The organism is Streptomyces sp. MST-110588 (assembly GCF_022695595.1).
Classification (GTDB): domain Bacteria; phylum Actinomycetota; class Actinomycetes; order Streptomycetales; family Streptomycetaceae; genus Streptomyces.
In genome coordinates this window covers 3091851-3110535 of record NZ_CP074380.1, presented here as the reverse complement: position 1 = coordinate 3110535, position 18685 = coordinate 3091851, and the positions used below count along the sequence as shown (strand labels likewise).

The 18685-nt window shown below is 73.0% G+C and carries 12 protein-coding genes and 1 pseudogene; 10 read left to right on the top strand and 3 right to left on the bottom strand.

The features are described from left to right. Window positions 1-179: 179 nt before the first annotated feature. Window positions 180-1322 carry a 3-phosphoserine/phosphohydroxythreonine transaminase gene (gene serC, locus KGS77_RS13495; protein WP_242581265.1) on the top strand — a complete coding sequence of 381 codons (1143 nt, stop codon included), beginning with the start codon at window positions 180-182 and terminating at the stop codon, window positions 1320-1322. A gap of 110 nt (window positions 1323-1432) precedes the next feature. On the opposite strand, the gene KGS77_RS13490 is transcribed toward serC, so the two are convergent. Both KGS77_RS13490 and KGS77_RS13485 read right to left on the bottom strand, forming a co-directional pair. Continuing rightward, window positions 1433-2227 (bottom strand): methyltransferase domain-containing protein, encoded by a 795-nt coding sequence (locus KGS77_RS13490; RefSeq protein WP_242581264.1) that lies wholly within the window; start codon window positions 2225-2227, stop codon window positions 1433-1435. Beyond that, on the bottom strand, window positions 2224-3804 hold the full coding sequence (locus KGS77_RS13485; protein ID WP_242581263.1) for an adenylosuccinate lyase family protein: 1581 nt from the start codon (window positions 3802-3804) through the stop codon (window positions 2224-2226). The genes KGS77_RS13490 and KGS77_RS13485 overlap by 4 nt, the downstream gene beginning before the upstream one ends. Window positions 3805-4222: 418 nt before the next feature. On the opposite strand from KGS77_RS13485, the gene KGS77_RS13480 reads away from it, so the two are divergent. The 7 genes and pseudogenes from KGS77_RS13480 (at window position 4223) to KGS77_RS13450 (ending at window position 13595) form a co-directional block, all read left to right on the top strand. Then, the gene (locus KGS77_RS13480; protein ID WP_242581262.1) at window positions 4223-5038 is read left to right on the top strand and encodes a TIGR03084 family metal-binding protein; all 816 of its coding nucleotides are present in this window, start codon (window positions 4223-4225) and stop codon (window positions 5036-5038) included. Then, window positions 5035-6885 (top strand): acyclic terpene utilization AtuA family protein, encoded by a 1851-nt coding sequence (locus KGS77_RS13475; protein ID WP_242581261.1) that lies wholly within the window; start codon window positions 5035-5037, stop codon window positions 6883-6885. Before KGS77_RS13480 ends, KGS77_RS13475 begins: the two co-directional genes overlap by 4 nt. Next, window positions 6882-8480, top strand: coding sequence for a carboxyl transferase domain-containing protein (locus KGS77_RS13470; RefSeq protein ID WP_242581259.1), 1599 nt, complete (start codon window positions 6882-6884; stop codon window positions 8478-8480). The genes KGS77_RS13475 and KGS77_RS13470 overlap by 4 nt, the downstream gene beginning before the upstream one ends. Window positions 8481-8531: 51 nt before the next feature. Next, window positions 8532-10546, top strand: a pseudogene (locus KGS77_RS13465) (biotin carboxylase N-terminal domain-containing protein). 161 nt (window positions 10547-10707) lie between these two features. Beyond that, the gene (locus tag KGS77_RS13460) at window positions 10708-11868 is read left to right on the top strand and encodes an acyl-CoA dehydrogenase family protein (protein ID WP_242587455.1); all 1161 of its coding nucleotides are present in this window, start codon (window positions 10708-10710) and stop codon (window positions 11866-11868) included. Window positions 11869-12090: 222 nt separating this feature from the next. Further along, a complete protein-coding gene (locus tag KGS77_RS13455) occupies window positions 12091-12987 on the top strand; it encodes an enoyl-CoA hydratase family protein (protein WP_242581257.1) in 897 nt (298 codons plus the stop codon). Further along, window positions 12969-13595, top strand: coding sequence for a TetR/AcrR family transcriptional regulator (locus tag KGS77_RS13450; protein ID WP_242581255.1), 627 nt, complete (start codon window positions 12969-12971; stop codon window positions 13593-13595). The genes KGS77_RS13455 and KGS77_RS13450 overlap by 19 nt, the downstream gene beginning before the upstream one ends. A 164-nt stretch (window positions 13596-13759) precedes the next feature. Here KGS77_RS13450 and KGS77_RS13445 read toward each other — a convergent pair whose 3' ends face one another. Then, complete coding sequence (locus KGS77_RS13445; RefSeq protein ID WP_242581253.1) at window positions 13760-14860, bottom strand: citrate synthase 2; 1101 nt, start codon at window positions 14858-14860, stop codon at window positions 13760-13762. Window positions 14861-15630: 770 nt separating this feature from the next. Between KGS77_RS13445 and pdxH the strand changes: the two genes are divergently transcribed. Further along, window positions 15631-16287, top strand: a complete 657-nt coding sequence (pdxH, locus tag KGS77_RS13440; RefSeq protein WP_347404583.1) for a pyridoxamine 5'-phosphate oxidase — start codon at window positions 15631-15633, stop codon at window positions 16285-16287. A 554-nt stretch (window positions 16288-16841) separates the two neighbouring features. Continuing rightward, window positions 16842-18617, top strand: a complete 1776-nt coding sequence (locus tag KGS77_RS13435) for a PAS domain-containing protein (RefSeq protein WP_242581249.1) — start codon at window positions 16842-16844, stop codon at window positions 18615-18617. Window positions 18618-18685: the final 68 nt, after the last annotated feature.

Here is an 18685-nt window from a genome sequence, read left to right as displayed (position 1 = left end):
ACGGAGGGCGGTCCGTCCTGGACGTGGGGACATGCGGGGAGTGGGGACGTACAGGGCCGTTGGGACGTACGGCGCGTTGGGACGTACGGGGCTTCGGTGCGTACGGGGCGCGAGGACGTACGGAGCCCGAGGGCGTACGGGGCGCGGGAGCGTACGAACGGCCGGGAGGAGGTGCCGGGATGGAGCGGCGGCAGGGGGAGGGAGCCCGGCGGGGCGGGCCCGGCGCGCCGGGGCCCCGGGACACGTACAACTTCTCCGCGGGGCCCGCGACGCTGCCCCGGCCGGTGGCCCTGCGGGTGCGCGAGGAGCTCGCGGCGCACGCGGGCGACGGCGCGTCGATCATCGAGATCAGTCACAAGCACCCCCGGTTCATCGGCGTGCTCGACACCGCCGTGGCGCTGTACCGGGAGGTGACCGGGCTCCCCGGGGACCACCATGTGCTGTTCGTGCACGGCGGGGCCCGGATGCAGTGCGCCGCCGTGCCGCTCAACCTCATCGGCCGCTCCCCGACCCGTACCGCCGGGTACGTGGTGACCGGCCTGTTCGCCCAGCAGGCGCAGCGTGAGGGCGCCCGCTACGGCACCGCCGCGATCGTCGCGTCCAGTCAGGACACCGGCTTCGACCGGATACCCGAGGTGGGCGGGCGGCACTGTCCGCCGGACGCCGCCTTCCTCCACCTCACCAGCAACAACACCGTCTACGGCACCCGCTGGACGGACTTCCCGCACGACTGTCCCGCCCCGCTGGTGGCCGATGCCACCAGCGACATCCTCTCCCGGCGGTTGGACCACGGCCGGTTCGGCATCGTCTACGCCGGGTTCCAGAAGAACCTGGGGCCCGCCGGCACGGCCCTGGTGACCGTCCGCGACGACCTGCTCGGCCACGCGCTGCCGGAGACTCCCCGGCTGCTGGACTACTCCGTCCACGCGGCGTCCAAGTCCCTGGACAACACCCCGAACACCTTCGCCGTCTTCGTCCTCCTACTGACGCTGGAGTGGATCCGCGACCAGGGCGGCCTCGCGGCGGTCGAGCGGACGAACCTGGCCAAGGCCCGGCTGCTGTACGGGGAACTGGACCGTACGGCGTTCTACCGCCCCACCGCCCACCCGGCCCACCGCTCCGTCACCAACATCGTCTTCCGGCTCGCCGACGAGTCGCTGACCGGGGAGTTCCTGGACCGCGCGCGGGAGGAGGGGTTTCTCGGTCTGGCCGGGCACCGGCTGGTGGGCGGGGTGCGGGCGTCCGTCTACAACGGGATGCCGGAGGAGGGCGTACGGGCGCTGGCGGGTTTCCTCCGTGAGTTCGCACGCGTACGGGGGTGAGGCGCCCGGGGCCTTCAGGGCGGGCGGCCGTCGGCCCCGAAGAGCCCGCCAGACCCGCCCCGCCCGTCCGCCCCACCCCGTCCGCACCGTCCCGCACCGTCCGCCCCCGCTCAGTCCCCGGGCTTGACCACGGTGAACGCGTACCGGCCGAGGCTGAAGAAATACCGCCCCGTCGCATCCAGCTCGCGCAGCTCCCGGCTCCAGGCCCTGGTCTCCTCCGGGACCGCGCCGGGGTGGTCGGCGAGGAACGCCTCGATGAAGCCGACCTGCCAGTAGCTGTAGGTGTCGCGGCGGCACCGCCGGTTGAGGAAGGTCAGCGTGGTCAGGCTCTCCTCGGTGAACCCGGCCTCCTGGAGCAGCGGGCCGAGCCGGCGGGGCAGCCGGGGGTCGGCGACGTGGTCCTCCCACAGGTCGAGGATCCGCCGCATCCGGGGGCGGTCGGCGGAGTGCCACACCAGGGAGTCCCAGTCGGTGTCGAGCACCACCGCGCGGCCTCCCGGGCGCAGCACCCGGTACAGCTCGGCCAGCGCCCGTTCGATGTCGCCGACGTACTCGTACACCTGTGAGGAGACGGCGGCGTCGAACGACGCGTCGGGGAACGGAATCTCCTCGCAGCGCCCCGCCACCAGGCTGACCCGCGCGCCGGCCGGCGCGCACCGTGCCCGCGCCAGGTCCAGCATCGACGCGCTGATGTCCAGGCCGCACACCTCGCCGTCCGGGCCGACCGGGTCCACCAGCTCCGAGATCAGATAGCCGGGGCCGCAGCCGACATCCAGGACCCGCTCTCCGCGGGACACGGCGAGCTGCCGGAGCAGGTGCTGCCGCTGCCCGCGCATCTCGGGGGTGTGCGCCTCGATGTCGGCCTCGTCGGCCCGCTCGCCGTCGAAGCGCAGCAGTGTGCTCACGAGGGCACCTCCTCCGTACGAGCCGCTTGTGGCGCCCCGGGCGGCTCGGGCGGCTCGGGCGGCACGGGCGGCACCGGCCGGAGCCGGGCGTGCGCCACCGCCCGGTCGGTCAGGACGCCGGCCTCGCCCACGTAGCGGGCCGGGTCGAGCAGATCGTCCAGCGTGGCGGCGGAGAGCCATGAGGTGATCTCCGCGCATTCCAGTACGCAGGCGCGCAGTGCACGGCCGTCGCTCTGCGCCCGCTGGCTCACCTCGTAGACGAGGGTGTGCGCGCTCTGCTTGCCGATGCGTTCGCCCAGCGCCAGCATCAGCGCCTCGGTGCACAGGAACTCCGCCACCGAGGCCGCGTTCGCCGCCATCCGCTCGCGGTGCACCTGGAGCCCGGCGAGGACCTCGTTGAGTATCGCCAGCGCCGCCAGCGCGTAGTGCGACACGTCGGCGACCGTGACCCACTCCATCCGCAGCCCCCGTGCGTCGCGCTCGTGCTCCTGCACCATGCCCTCGACGCCGAGCGCGGCGGCGCTGCGGGCCAGGCGGGCCAGCAGGACGACCTGTTCGGAGCGTTCGGGGTTGCGCTTGTGCGGCATGGTGCTGCTGCCCACCCGCCCGTACTCCCAGCCCTCGGACAGCTCACCGACCTCGGCGCGCGAGAGCACCCGGATCTCCTCGGCGATCCGGCCCAGCGTCGCCGTGACCAGGGCCAGGGTGGTGCCGAACTCCGCCACCCGGTCCCGGGCGACGTGCCAGCCCACGACGGGCTCCCCGAGCCCGAGGCGGGCGGCGAAGTCGGTGAGCAGTTCCTGCCCGCGCCCCTGGAACCCGGCCATGGTGCCGACGCCGCCGTGCAACTGTGCCACCAGGGCCCGTTCGCGCAACTGGGCCAGCCGTTCGCCGTGCCGTACCAGTTCGTCCAGCCAGCCCGCCACCTTGAGGCCGAAGGTGATCGGCAGCGCGGGCTGGCCGTGGGTGCGGCCCACCATCAGGGTGTCGCGGTGCGCCCCGGCCAGGGCGATCAGGCGCGTGGTCATGGCGGCGAGTTCGGCGTCCGCCTCGTCGAGCACGTCCCGCATCTCCAGGGACTGCGCGGTGTCCTGGATGTCCTGGGTGGTGGCTCCCAGGTGCACCGTTTCCCCCGAGTCGGCCTCGCATGCCGCCGCCAGGCCGCGCAGCAGCGGGACCAGGGAGTGGCCCGTACGACGGAACTCGGGCGCCAGGGAGGCGAGATCGATCCGGCCCGGCTCGCACGCCCGCGCCACCCGCGCCGCCGTTCCGGGCGCGACCATGCCGAGCTTCTCCTGACTGGCCGCCAGCGCGGCCTCCACCCGGAGCCATCTGCGCAGCCGACATCGGTCGCAGAAGATCCGGCGGCTGGCGGCCGTGGCGTACCCCTGCCCGTGGAAGAGCGAATCCTGTACGTGCCCCCGCTCGTGGCCGCACTCCGCCGCAGCGTGGCCGTCGGCGTCCGCGCACGCCGGCGGCGGGTGCGCGGGCCCGGCGGAGCCGTGGGGGAGGTCGCCTCCGTACGGGGCGGGTGTCTGTGGGGCGGGTGCCTGCTGGTGCCTGCGAGAAATATCCATGAATCCTCGCGTTCCATGGGTTACTTCTGGGTCACTTCGGTCATCCCGGCAGAACTCGCCTCATGGCACCACAGGAGGGGGCGAGGCCAACCCTGCGCGCGGGGGGTGTTCCGGCCCGGCCGCCGGGTCGCGCCACGCACTGTCGCGTCGCGCGTTGGCGCGCCATGCACCGTCGCGTCACGCTTTGTCGCGCCGCGCACTGTTGCGTCACGCGTTATTGCGCCACGCATTGTTGCGCCGCGCATTCCTTCATTCCTTGTCGTACGGCGCGAGTCCCCGGCTGGCCCGGCTGTCCGCTTCAAAGAATCATGCAGGCGTGCTTGATTGTTTCCGGTGGCGCTGGCACGCTCGAAGCTCGCGCCGTACGGGTCAACGCCCTTGGCTCGTATGGGTGATGGGCTGACGAAGGGAGTGCCGCGTGTCCGGTCACGGGGCTGTGCTGAGCGATCTGAAGGACGAGAGCGAGGAATTGGACGGGCTGGTCGCCGGGCTCTCGCCGGAGGAGTGGCGGACGACCACCCCGGCTCCGGGGTGGACCATCGCGCACCAGATCGGGCATCTGGCGTGGACCGATCAGCAGGTGCTGACGGCCGCGAACGATCCTGAGCGTTTTCGTCGGGTCGCGGCACAGATGCTGGCGGAGTCGGCGGAGAGTTTTGTCGACGAGGGGGCCGCTCGGGAGGCGCAGGAGCCGCCCGACACGTTGCTGGCCCGCTGGCGGGCGGGGCGCGACGGCGTGCAGCGGGTGCTCGCCGGGCGGCCGGCGGACGCGGGGAAGCTGCCGTGGTTCGCGACGGCGATGAGTGTCGCGTCGATGGCGACCGGGCGGCTGATGGAGACCTGGGCCCACGGTCAGGACATCGCCGACGCGCTGGGCGTGCGGCGCACTCCTACGGCGCGGCTGCGGCATGTGGCGCGGATCGGCGTACGGGCCCGGGACTACGCGTACATGGCGCACGGGCTGACCCCGCCCCCGGAGGAGTTCCGCGTCGAGCTGCGGGCGCCGGACGGGGGGACGTGGGAGTACGGGCCACCGGACGCGGCGCAGCGGGTGACGGGGGACGCGCTGGACTTCTGCCTGCTGGTCACGCAGCGCGCGCACCGCGATGACGTCGCCGTACGGGCCGAGGGCGCGGACGCCGAGCGGTGGCTGACCATCGCACAGGCGTTCGCCGGTCCGCCGGGGAAGGGGCGGGAGCGCGGAGCGGGGAACCAGGGTGGCGGCCCGGTATGAGCGGGCGGGGGGTCCTGCGCGTAGGGAACGCGTCGGGCTTCTACGGGGACCGGTTCGCGGCGGTGCGGGAGATGCTGACCGGCGGGCCCTTGGACGTACTGACCGGGGATTACCTCGCCGAGCTGACGATGCTGATCCTGGGACGGGAGCGGCTGAAGGACCCCTCGCGCGGGTACGCCAGAACGTTCCTGCGGCAGATGGAGGAGGGGCTGGGGCTGGCCGCCGAGCGCGGGGTGCGGATCGTCACCAACGCGGGCGGGCTGAATCCGGCGGGACTGGCCGACGCCGTACGGGAGCTGGCGCGGCGGGTCGGGGTGCCGGTGCGGGTGGCGTACGTGGAGGGGGACGACCTGATGGCGGCCGGGGCGGGGGCCGGGGCCGCGGCCGACGTGGGGGACGGGGCCGCGGTCCGGCTTCCGGCGGAACGGGCCGGAGCCGCGGCCGGGACCCGGCTTCCGGCGGCGCGGGCCGGGTCGCCTGGCGCGCAGCCGCGCAGGGGCTGGGAGAAGGGCGCGCTGACCGCCAACGCCTACCTGGGCGGCGCCGGCATCGCCGCGTGTCTGCGGGCCGGTGCGGACGTGGTGGTGACCGGCCGGGTCACCGACGCCGCGCTGGTCAGCGGCGCGGCGGCGGCGCACTTCGGCTGGGGCCCGCAGGACTTCGACCGGCTGGCGGGCGCGGTCGTGGCGGGGCACGTGCTGGAGTGCGGGACGCAGGCCACCGGCGGCAACTACTCCTTCTTCGCCGCCCACGACGTACACCACCCCGGCTTTCCGCTCGCGGAGATCGCGGCCGACGGCTCCTCGGTGATCACCAAGCACCCCGGTACGGGCGGCGCGGTCACCGTGGGCACGGTCACCGCGCAGCTCCTCTATGAGACCGCCGGCGCACGGTACGCGGGCCCGGACGTGACGGCCCGCCTGGACACCGTGGAACTGGTGGAGGACGGCCGGGACCGGGTCCGCATCGAGGGCGTACGGGGTGAGCCGCCACCGCCGGACCTGAAGGTGGGCGTGACCCGCCTCGGCGGCTGGCGCAACGAGGTGACGTTCGTGCTGACCGGCCTGGACGTGGAGGCCAAGGCCGAGCTGGTACGGGAGCAGATGGAGGCGGCCCTCGACGCGGCGGCCCCCGGTACGGGCGGGCGGCGCCCGGCCGAAGTGAGCTGGACCCTGGCGCGTACGGACCATACGGACGCGGCCGTCCAGGAGGAGGCGAGCGCGCTGCTGCGGCTGGTGGTGCGGGACGCCGCCCAGGAGGCGGTGGGGCGGGCGGTCAGCGGCGCGGCGGTCGAGCTGGCGCTCGCGAGCGTACCCGGGTTCCATCTGACCGCGCCGCCCGGGAAGGGCGAGCCGTACGGCGTGTTCGAGGCGGTGTATGTGGAGGCGGGGAGTGTGCCGCACGTTGCCGTACTGCCGGACGGCGAGCGGGTCGCGATCAAACCGGCGCTCAGCACCCGGGAGTTGGTGGACGCGTGCGAGCCCGGGCTGCCCGCTCCGCTGTGGTACGCCGGGCCCACCCGGCGGGCGCCCCTGGGGCTGGTCGCCGGGGCGCGCAGCGGCGACAAGGGCGGTTCGGCGAACGTGGGGGTGTGGGCCCGTACGGACGAGGCGTGGCGCTGGCTGGCGCACGAGCTGACGGCCGACAGGCTGAGGCAACTCCTGCCGGAGACAGCGGGGTTACCCGTCACGCGGCATGTGCTGCCCCGGCTGCGGGCGCTGAACTTCGTGGTGGACGGACTGCTCGGCGCGGGCGTCGCCGCGCGGGCCCGCTTCGACCCGCAGGCCAAGGCCGTGGGGGAGTGGCTGCGCTCGCGCCATCTGGACATACCGGAGGTGCTGCTGTGACTGTGCTCCACAGCCGGCTGGACGTCACCGGTCCCGAGTACGCGGCGAACCGGGCGGACATGCTCACAAAGCTGGCGGAGATCGACGCGGAACACGCGAAAGCGATCGGCGGGGGCGGCGAGAAGTACGTGGCGCGCCACCGTGCGCGCGGCAAGCTCCTGGCGCGCGAGCGCATCGAGCTGCTGCTGGACCAGGACACGCCCTTCCTGGAGCTGTCGCCGCTGGCGGCCTGGGGCAGCGACTACCCGGTGGGGGCCTCGCTGGTCACCGGCATCGGGGTGATCGAGGGCGTGGAGTGCCTGGTCACGGCCAACGACCCGACCGTACGGGGCGGGGCCAGCAACCCCTGGACGCTGAAGAAGGCGCTGCGGGCGAACGAGATCGCCCTCGCCAACCGGCTGCCCGTCGTCTCGCTCGTCGAGTCCGGCGGCGCGGACCTGCCCAGCCAGAAGGAGATCTTCATTCCGGGCGGGGCGCTGTTCAAGGACATCACCCGGCTCTCCGCGGCCGGCATCCCCACCGTCGCCGTGGTCTTCGGCAACTCCACCGCCGGAGGCGCGTACATTCCCGGAATGTCCGACCACGTGATCATGGTCAAGGAGCGGGCGAAGGTCTTCCTCGGCGGGCCGCCGCTGGTGAAGATGGCCACCGGGGAGGAGAGCGACGACGAGTCGCTGGGCGGCGCGCTGATGCACGCCACCGGCTCCGGACTGGCCGACCACTTCGCCCTCGACGAGCCGGACGCGCTACGGCAGGCCCGAAGGATCCTCGCGCGCATCAACTGGCGCAAGGCACACCCCGATCCGGCACCCGCGCCACCACCGGAGTACGACCCGGAGGAGCTGCTGGGCATCGTCCCCGGCGATCTGAAGGTGCCCTTCGACCCGCGCGAGGTGATCGCCCGGCTGGTCGACGCCTCGGACTTCGACGAGTTCAAGCCGCTGTACGGGCCGAGCCTGGCCACCGGCTGGGCGCGGCTGCACGGCTACCCCGTCGGCATCCTCGCCAACGCGCGGGGCGTGCTGTTCAGCGCCGAGTCACAGAAGGCGGCCCAGTTCATCCAACTGGCCAACCAGCGCGACACCCCGCTGCTCTTCCTGCACAACACCACCGGCTACATGGTCGGCAAGGAGTACGAGCAGGGCGGCATCATCAAGCACGGCGCGATGATGATCAACGCGGTGTCCAACTCGCGGGTGCCGCACCTGTCCGTCCTCATAGGAGCCTCGTACGGGGCCGGGCACTACGGCATGTGCGGCCGGGCCTACGACCCGCGCTTCCTGTTCGCCTGGCCGAGCGCGAAGTCCGCGGTGATGGGGCCGCAGCAGCTCGCCGGCGTGCTGTCGATCGTGGCGCGCGCCTCGGCCGCCGCCAAGGGACAGGCGTACGACGAGGATGGGGACGCCGCGCTGCGCGCGATGGTGGAGCGGCAGATCGAGTCGGAGTCGCTGCCGATGTTCCTGTCCGGGCGGCTGTACGACGACGGCGTCATCGACCCCCGCGACACCCGCACTGTCCTCGGCCTGTGCCTGTCCGCCGTCCACACCGCCCCCGTGGAGGGCGCGCGCGGCGGCTACGGCGTCTTCCGGATGTGAGGCACCAGCTATGACACGTGGCCGGCACCAGTTGAGAGGCGTGAGACACCAGTGATCTCTTCCCTGCTCGTCGCCAATCGCGGGGAGATCGCCCGCCGGATCTTCCGTACGTGCCGTGAGCTGGGCATATCGACGGTGGCGGTGTACTCCGACGCGGACGCCGGAGCGCCGCACGTACGGGAGGCCGACGCCGCCGTACGGCTCGCGGGCAGCGCGCCCGCCGACACCTACCTGCGCGGCGACCTGATCGTCAAGGCGGCCCACGCGGCGGGCGCGGACGCCGTCCACCCCGGCTACGGCTTCCTCTCCGAGAGCGCCGGATTCGCGACGGCCGTCACCGACGCGGACCTGACCTGGGTCGGCCCGCCGCCCGCCGCCATCGAGGCGATGGCCTCCAAGACACGCGCCAAGGAGCTGATGGCGGCGGCCGGTGTCCCGCTGCTGGCGCCCGTCGACCCGGAACGGGCCACCGGGGCCGATCTGCCGCTGCTGGTCAAGGCGGCGGCGGGCGGGGGCGGGCGCGGTATGCGCGTCGTACGGGAACTGAGCGTGCTGGGTGACGAGTTGGCGGCGGCGCGGGCCGAGGCCGGCGCGGCCTTCGGGGACGGCGAGGTGTTCTGCGAACCGTACGTCGAGGGCGGACGCCACATCGAGGTGCAGGTCCTCGCCGACGGCCACGGAACGGTCTGGACACTGGGCACCCGCGACTGCTCCCTCCAGCGCCGCCACCAGAAGGTCATCGAGGAGGCCCCCGCGCCCGGCCTGACCGACGCGCTGCGCGAGACGCTGCACACGGCGGCGGCGCGGGCCGCCCGCAGCATCGGCTACCGCGGCGCGGGCACCGTGGAGTTCCTGGTGTCGGCCGAACGGGGCGCCTGCTTCCTGGAGATGAACACCCGCCTCCAGGTCGAGCACCCGGTCACCGAGGCCGTGTACGGCGTCGACCTGGTGGCCCTCCAGTTGCGGGTGGCCGAGGGAGCGCCGCTGCCCGCCACGCCTCCCGAGCCGTACGGGCATGCCGTCGAGGCGCGGCTGTACGCCGAGGACCCGGCGGCGGACTGGCAGCCGCAGACCGGGACGCTGCACCGCCTGAGCGTGCCCGACGGCGTACGGCTGGACTCGGGCGTCGTGGACGGCGACAGCATCGGCGTCCACTACGACCCGATGCTCGCCAAGGTCATCGCCTGGGCGCCGACGCGGGCGGAAGCCGTACGGAAGCTGGCGGGCGCGCTGGAACGGGCCCGCGTCCACGGCCCGGTCACCAACCGCGACCTGCTCCTGCGGTCGCTGCGGCACCCGGAGTTCGCGGGCTTCGGCGGGCCGGGCGGAGCCCTGGACACCGGCTTCTACGTGCGTCATCTCGCCGCCCTCACGGCCCCCGGCCGGAATCGGGGACGCGTCTGGCGGCGCTGGCCGCCGCCCTCACCGCCGCGCACGGCCGCTCCCGCTTCGGCGGCTGGCGCAACGTCCCGTCGCAGCCGCACACCAGGACGTACGCCCACGACGGGACCCCGTACGAGATCCGCTACCGCCACACCCGGGACGGGCTGCGCGCCGAGGACTTCCCCGGCGTACGGCTGCTGGAGGTGACGGCGGACCGGGCGGTGCTCGAAGTGGACGGGGTGCGCAGGCAGTGGGACGTGGCGCGGTACGGCGGCGGGGGCGGCGGTGGCAGGGCCTGGGGCGGCGGTGACCGGGTCTGGAACGGCAGTGACCGGGCCTGGGGGGACGGTGACCGGGCCGGGACCGACGACCGCGGCGAGCGGGTCTTCGTCGACTGTGCCGACGGCTCGTACACGTTCACCGCCGTACCCCGCTTCCCCGACCCGCAGGCCCGTACGGAGCCGGGATCGCTGCTGGCCCCCATGCCCGGCACGGTCGTCCGGCTCGCGGACGGGGTGGCCGAGGGGGCCCGGGTCGAGGCCGGGGCGCCGCTGCTGTGGCTGGAGGCCATGAAGATGGAACACAAGATCACCGCACCGGCCGCCGGCACCCTGACGGCCCTGCACGCCGAGCCCGGCCGCCAGGTCGAGCCGGGCACCCTGCTGGCCGTCATCACCGAGTGACCGGAACCGGAAAGGGATCCCACCATGAGCAACCGTGCAACCAAGCCCCCTGCAACCAGGCTTCCTGCAACAGAGCCTCCTGCAACAGAGCCTCCTGCAACGAAGCCTCCTGCAACAGAGCCTCCTGCAACGAACCCCCCGCAACAAAGCCCCCGTCGACCATCTCCCCCGTGATCGAGCCCGAGGAGCACCGCGCCCTGCGCGCCGCGGTGGCCGCGCTCGGCGAGCGCTACGGCCGGCCGTACTTCGCCGAGGTCGTCCGGGCGGGCCGGCACACCGACGAACTCTGGGCACAGGCCGCCGAGCTGGGCTATCTGGGCGTCAACCTCCCCGAGGAGTACGGAGGCGGCGGGGGCGGCATCGCCGAGCTGGCCATCGTGCTGGAGGAGCTGGGGGCGGCCGGCTGCCCGCTGCTGATGCTGGTCGTCTCACCGGCGATCTGCGGCACCGTCATCGCCCGCTTCGGCACCGAGGAACAGCGCCGGCAGTGGCTGCCGGGGCTGGCCGACGGCTCCCGCAAGATGGCCTTCGGCATCACCGAGCCCGACGCCGGCTCCAACTCCCACCGCATCACCACCACCGCGCGCCGCGACGGCGACACCTGGGTCCTGCGCGGGCGCAAGGTCTTCATCTCGGGCGTGGACGTCGCCGACGCGACGCTGATCGTCGGCCGTACGGAGGACGCCAGGACCGGCAGGCTCAAGCCCTGCCTGTTCATCGTCCCGCGCGATGCCCCCGGCTTCACCCGCACCCTCATCCCCATGGAACTCGCCGCTCCGGATAAGCAGTTCGAACTCCTCCTGGAGGACGTACGGCTGCCCGCCGACGCCCTCGTCGGCGAGGAGGACGCCGGGCTGCTCCAGCTCTTCGCCGGCCTCAACCCGGAGCGGATCATGACCGCCGCGTTCGCGTTGGGGATGGGCCGCCACGCCCTCACCCGGGCCGTCGAATACGCCCGTACCCGCCAGGTCTGGAAGACCCCCATCGGCGCCCACCAGGCCGTCGCCCACCCGCTCGCCCAGTCCCACATCGAACTGGAACTGGCCCGGCTGATGACGCAGAAGGCGGCGTACCTCTATGACGCGGGCGACGACATGGGCGCGGGCGAAGCGGCCAACATGGCCAAATACGCGGCGGCCGAGGCGGCGGTCCGAGCCGTGGACCACGCGGTACACACTCTCGGCGGCAACGGCCTGACCGAGGAGTTCGGACTCGCGTCCCTGATCACAGCCTCCCGCGTGGCCCGCATCGCCCCCGTGAGCCGCGAAATGATCCTCAACTACGTGTCCCACCAGACCCTGGGGCTCCCCAAGTCCTACTGACGGCGCCGATCTTGAAGCACAAGATCGACGACGCCTGTTGACGATGCCGGCGGGCAGGGTGTCGCCGTGGCGAATCCTGCAAGCGTGCTTGATTGATCCCGGGGGCGCTGACACCCTCCAGAGGGCAGGTCCGTGGGCCGGTGTTCCGGCGGTGGCGGCAGGGGGCTGTGGTGGCGTACGAACTGCGTAACCAGGAAGGCAGGAAGGGAGGTCTGCGGCCTTATGAGTGGTGTGTCGCCGTCTTCGGAGGAGTCCTCGGAGAGGTTCTTGGGGGAGTCCGCGGAGGAGTCCTTGGCGTCGGACCCGCAGGCGCCGGACGTCGCGGTGCCGTTGGTGCGGTGTGAGCGGGAGCGCGGGATCACCACCTTGACCCTGGACTCGCCGGGGAACCGCAACGCGTTGTCCGTCCGGCTCGTCGGTGAGTTGTACGAGGGGCTGGCGGAGGCGGCGCGGGATGAGGACACGCGGGCCGTGGTGCTGACGCACACGGGTAGCACCTTCTGTGCGGGGGCGGATCTGTCCGAGGCCACCGCTCTGTCCGAGGCCACCGCAGCGGGCGGCCCGGGCCCGGGCGCGCCGACCGCGGCGCCGCTCGCGCTGGCCCGGTTGCTGCGGACGGTGGTGGAGCTGCCCAAGCCCGTGGTGGCTCGGGTCACCGGTCATGTACGGGCCGGGGGGCTCGGACTGGTCGGGGCCTGTGACATAGCGGTGGCCGGGCCCGGTGCCACGTTCGCCTTCACCGAGGCCAGGCTGGGGCTGGCGCCCGCCGTCATATCGATGCCGCTGCTGCCTCGTATGGACCCCCGGGCCGCGGCCCGTTATTACCTGACGGGGGAGCGCTTCGACGCCGCGGAGGCGGCCCGTACCGGGCTGGTGACGGTGGCCGCCGACGATCCGGACGCGGCGCTCGGGCCCGTACTGGACGGGCTGCGCAAGGGCTCCCCGCAGGGCCTGGCGGCGGCCAAACGGCTGGCCACCGCCGAGGTCGTACGGGCCTTCGACCGTGACACGCGGGCGCTCGCCGAGGAGTCCGCGCGGCTGTTCGCCTCGCCGGAGGCCCAGGAGGGCATGACGGCCTTCCTCCAGCGGCGGGAGCCGGCATGGGTACGGGTGCGGTGACGCCGGGCCGGGCGCCGCAGCAGGAGCGCAGCCGCGCCACCCGGCGGAAGCTGCTGGAGGCGGCGGTCGCCTGTCTGGCGGAGCGCGGCTGGAACGGCAGTACGGTCGCCGTGGTCGCCGAGCGGGCGGGGGTCTCGCGGGGCGCGGCGCAGCACCACTTCCGTACCCGGGAGGATCTGTTCACCGCGGCCGTGGAGCATGTCGCGGAGAAGCGGCAGGGGGCGCTGCGGGCGGTGGCCCGTGATCTGCCGCCGGCCGGTTCCGCCGCCCGTACGCGCAGGGTGGTGGAGGAACTCGTAGGGCTCTATACGGGGCCGCTGTTCCGGGCGGCGCTGCATCTGTGGGTGGCGGCCGGCGACGAGGAACAACTGGGCAAGCGGGTCACGGCGCTGGAGGCCCGGGTCGGGCGGGAGGCGCACCGTACGGCGGTCGAGCTGCTGGGGGCGGACGAAAGCGTTCCGGGGGTCCGGGAGACCGTCCAGGGGCTGCTGGACATGGCCCGTGGGCTGGGGCTGGCCAATCTGCTGACGGACGACACGGCCCGGCGTGGCCGGGTGGTCGGGCAGTGGGCGCGGATCATCGACGAGGTGCTGAATCCGCCGATGTGAGGAGGGAGAGGGGCGGGAGAGTGAGGAGGGCGGGGGCGGCTCCGTGAGCGTGAGAGCCCCATGAGCAGTGAGGGCCCTATGTGAGCGCGGGCCCTATGAGCGCGGGCCCTGTGAGGGTGCGGGCGGGGCCCGGTACCCCGCCCGCACGCCGTCACCGTCCCGCCTCAGCGGGCGATGTCCGCGAAGCCCTCGATCTCCCGCGGGCTGCGCGCGCCGGGCCCGACATAGCGGGCCGACGGGCGCACCAGCCGGCCCGTGCGCTTCTGCTCCAGGATGTGGGCGCTCCACCCGGCCGTACGCGCACAGGTGAACATCGACGTGAACATGTGCGCCGGGACCTCGGCGAAGTCCAGGACGATCGCCGCCCAGAACTCCACGTTGGTGGCCAGCACCCGGTCCGGACGGCGGTTGTGCAGCTCCTCCAGCGCGGCTTTCTCCAGGGCCTCGGCCACCTCGAAGCGCGGCGCGCCCAGCTCCTTGGCCGTACGGCGCAGTACCCGCGCCCGCGGGTCCTCGGCGCGGTAGACGCGGTGGCCGAAGCCCATCAGGCGCTCGCCGCGGTCCAGCGCCTGCTTGACGTACGCGGTGGCGTCACCGGTCCGTTCGATCTCCTCGATCATGCCCAGGACGCGGGAGGGCGCGCCGCCGTGCAGCGGTCCGGACATGGCGCCCACCGCGCCGGAGAGCGCGGCGGCCACGTCCGCGCCGGTGGAGGCGATGACCCGGGCGGTGAAGGTGGAGGCGTTCATGCCGTGTTCGGCGGCCGAGGTCCAGTAGGCGTCCACCGCGGCGACGTGCTTGGGGTCGGGCTCGCCGCGCCAGCGCTTCATGAAGCGCTCCACGATGGTCCCGGCCTTGTCGATCTCCTTCTGCGGCACCATCGGCAGGCCCTGGCCGCGCGCCGACTGGGCGACGTAGGACAGTGCCATGACGGCGGCCCGGGCGAGGTTGTCGCGGGCGGTGGCCTCGTCGATGTCCAGCAGGGGCTTGAGTCCCCATACGGGCGCGAGCATCGCCAGCGCGGACTGTACGTCGACCCGGATGTCGCCGGAGTGGACGGGGATGGGGAACGGCTCGGCGGGCGGCAGGCCCGGGTTGAACGCGCCGTCCACCAGCAGGCCCCAGACGTTCCCGAAGGACACGTGTCCGACCAGGTCCTCGATGTCGACGCCTCGGTACCGCAGTGCGCCGCCTTCCTTATCCGGTTCGGCGATCTCCGTCTCGAACGCGACGACTCCTTCGAGTCCGGGTACGAAGTCGGACATCAGGCGGCTCCTCAAGATAGGGACGTGACGTAGGTAGGGGTGTGGGGGCTGGGGACGACAAGCGGCATGCCGGTCATGACCGACATACGACTCATGACCAAGATGCCGTGCCGTCCGTGCTGTCAAGGTCCGACACTTCCGAACGCGTCCGGTATGACCGGTACATCCGGTGGTGTCCGGTCGGCCCGGCCGTCCCGACAGGTCGGTCCGGCCGTGTCCGGCGTGCGAGGACCGGGGTGGTTACGCGGCTGCGCGGGCAGCTCGCGGTCCGTTCCGGCCTTTCGGGTCTTTCCGGTCTTTCTGGCCTTCTCCTGGTGATGCCCCGTATGGGCGTTGGTCACCCGACGGGCGCGGCCCCGTGGAGGGCCGGTGGTCCGACGGGTGGCGTCGCGGGCGCGGCGCGCTCACCGGGAGATCCAGAAGGTCCGGGAGAACCGGGAGATCCGGAAGATACAGCTCGGTGGAGGTCTTTGAAGTCTCTTCGCGGTCTTCGGGCGTTCATCAGGCTCTTCGGGCGTTCTTCAGGGCCGACACGATATCCCGCGCTGTCCGAAGGCCACAGCGGGCAACGCCATGATTTTGGCCGGTACGGCACGTGCCGGGAAGCGTGAGATCCGGCACACTGAGCGATTCGCTTACGCGAGGGTTACGCGCTGTCGTCGGCGGGCAGACTTTCCGGCCATCCGGCTGCCCAGGCCCCCGCGATGTTGCAAGATGAGCCCGTGCACCCTGCCGACGCGCCCGTTTCCCCGGTCCCCGACCCGTCGTCCATGCGTGAGCACTACCGCGCCGACGGGCTCCTGGAGGACGACCTCGCCGACACCCCGTACGAGCAGTTCGCGCACTGGTTCAAGGAGGCGGTGGTCAGCGGAGTGCACGAGCCCAACGCGATGGTCGTCTCGACCGCCGACGCGGCCGGGCGGCCGAGCTCAAGGACCGTACTGCTCAAGCGGTTCGACGCGCACGGCTTTGTCTTCTTCACCAACTACACCAGCCGCAAAGGCCGTGACCTGGCGGAAAATCCGCATGTCTCGCTGCTGTTCCCCTGGCACCCGCTCGCCCGTCAGGTGATCGTGACCGGTACGGCGGCCCGGATCGGCCGCGACGAGACCGCCGCGTACTTCCGTACCCGGCCGCACGGTTCTCAATTGGGGGCATGGGCCAGCGAGCAGTCCGCGGTCGTGGGGTCCCGGGAGGAACTGGAGCGGGCGTACGAGGAGTTGGCCGCCCGTTACCCCGCGGGCGAGCAGGTGCCGGCGCCACCGCACTGGGGCGGCTTCCGTGTCACTGCCGACACGGTGGAGTTCTGGCAGGGGCGCGCGAACCGGCTGCACGACCGGCTGCGGTATGTCCGTACGGAGGGGGACGGTGAGGTGGGTGGGGCTGTCGGGGACGAGCGGTGGGTCGTCGAGCGGCTGGCGCCTTGAGATTGAGGGCTGAGCCGAGGGGCCTTCAGTGGGCCTCGGTGGTTTTACGGCGGGTCGGGTGGTCCGGGCCCGGACGCGGACGAGTGCGGACGGGCGCAGGCGAACGCGGACAAGAACGCAGGCGAACGTGGATGAGAACGCAGACGACCCGTGGGCCGCTTCCCCCGCGCCGTGCGGCGCGAAGGGGCCGGTCGGACGAACCGGCAGCCCACGGGTCGGGTGACTGCTTGGGATTGGCCGGCTGCGTACCTGTTTCGTACGCCGGTCCGGCGCTGCAATGATGCGACGGCGGACCGCTAGCCCGCAGTCACCTCACGCGTCCGGTTGTCATACATCTGCCGAACCACCTCCCTTCTCGTGTGCTCCACACCCTAGGAAGGCGGCCCGGGAGGCGACAACCGATTTTCCGGCGGGCACGGATTTCGACGAATGGGGTGTGGGCTGCGTCACGTTCGAGTTGAATGATCCGACGTGCAGCACGTGCGGCCGGTTCATTGGGGGTGCCAGTGACTGCTTCGTCTTCGTCCCATTCGTCGCACCGTTCCGAGGCCACCGTGCCGGAGCAGGCGCGCAGCACCGCGGACCAGGATCCGCCACAGCCGGACAGTGACGACTCCGGGCTGCTCGCCGCTCTTCTGGACGGGATGGACGCCGCCCTGTGCGCCTTCGGCGCGGACGGCACCGTCACCCACTGGAACCGCGAGGCCGAGCGCATCCTCGGCTGGACGGCGGAGGAGGCCGTCGGGCGCCCGGGGCTCGCCGGGTGGGCGGTCCGCAAGGAGGACGCGGAGGGGGTGCAGGCCGGCCTGCTCGCCGCGATGACGGCGCCGGGCCGGCAGGTGAACGAATTCGCCCTGCTGACCAAGGACGGGCGCCGGGTTCTGGTACGTACCCAGTCCTCCGCGGTGACCGGCGCGGACGGCAAACCGGTCGGCGTGTACTGCGCGTTCAGCGAGGTGCACGCGCAGATCGACCTGGAGCGGTCCATCGCGCTGAGCGAGGCGCTCTTCGACGACGCGTCGTGGGGCGTGGTGCTGGTCGACGCGGACCTGCGCCCGGCCGTGGTCAACACCCACGCGGCGCGGGCCCTGGGCGTGGGGCGTACGGCCATGCTGGGGCGCCCGCTGGGCGATCTGCTCGCCCAGGGCGTGGAGGAGCTGGAGGGCGCGCTCCAGCACGTCCTGGCGGAGGGCGCGCCGCCGGCCGCCGCCGAACTGTGGGTGACGCTGCGGTCCGCCGACGCCGAGGAGACGCGGCGGTGCTGGCGCAGCGGATTCCTGCGGCTGGCCTCCCCGCTGGCGGAGGAGCCGGTTCCGCTGGGGGTGGGCTGGCTGTTCCAGGACATCACCGAGGCCAAGCGGGCCGAACAGGAGAGTTCGCTGCTGCGCTTCCGCGCCCAGCAGTTGCACCGGGCGGGGCGCGCGGCCGGGGAGTGCGAGGATCCGGTGGAGGCGGCGGCGGTGCATCTGGACTTCGCGCTGGCGGGGTTCGCGGATCACGGGCTGGTCGATCTCGCGGCGGCGGCTCGTGGGGCTTCAGGGGTCTCGGGGGCGTCGGGGGCTGCGGGGACCTCTGGGGCTGGGACTGGGGCTGGTGCTGGTGTGTCTGCCGTTTCCGGTGGGGGCGGAGATGCGTCTGTGTCCGGCGCGTTCGGTGCTGCGGATGCGGCTGAAACGGCGGGAGTGGAGGGAGCGGGGGGCGTGGCGGAAGCCGCGGGGAAGCAGAGCGCGGCAGGAGACGTGAACGCAGACGCGGATACGGGCGCGGATACGGACGCGCGTGCCGATTCCCCGGCCGGTGCCGGGAATGTGCCGCAGGGGGCTGCCTGGTTGGACGTCTCGCCCGGGCCCGGCCCGTCCGGCGGCCTGTCCGGTCCGTCCGGTGCATCCGGCCCGTCCGGCATGTCCGGTGCCGTCGATGATCCGGGCGCGGGCGGGCTGTCCGGCCACGGTGCGCTCCGGCTCGTACGGGCCATCGCTTCGCCCGCCGGTGCGCCCGGCCCGTCGGAGGCGGTCCCGGCGACGGGCATTCCGGTGGCGTACGGCGCCAACCACCCGGCGATGCAGGCGTTCGAGCGCCGTGGCTCGGTACGTGCGGCGGCGGGTGCCGTACCGGCCGAGGGCTGGGCCGCCGCCCGCAAGTGGCCGGACGGCACGGTCCACGGCCTGTGCGCGGTGCTGCGCAGCCGGGGGCGGACGCTGGGTGTGGTGACGTTTCTGCGCGGCGCCTCGCGCCGTCCCTTCGACCGCGCGGACGCGATGTACGCGGAGGACGTCGCCGCACGCATCGCCGCCGCGCTGGACCTGTCGGGGCTCCCGGCCGGCCGCTGAGCCCGTACGGAAGGCGTCGCCAGGCTCGTACGGAAGCGGCTGCCCGGTCCGTATGGAAGGGGCGGGCG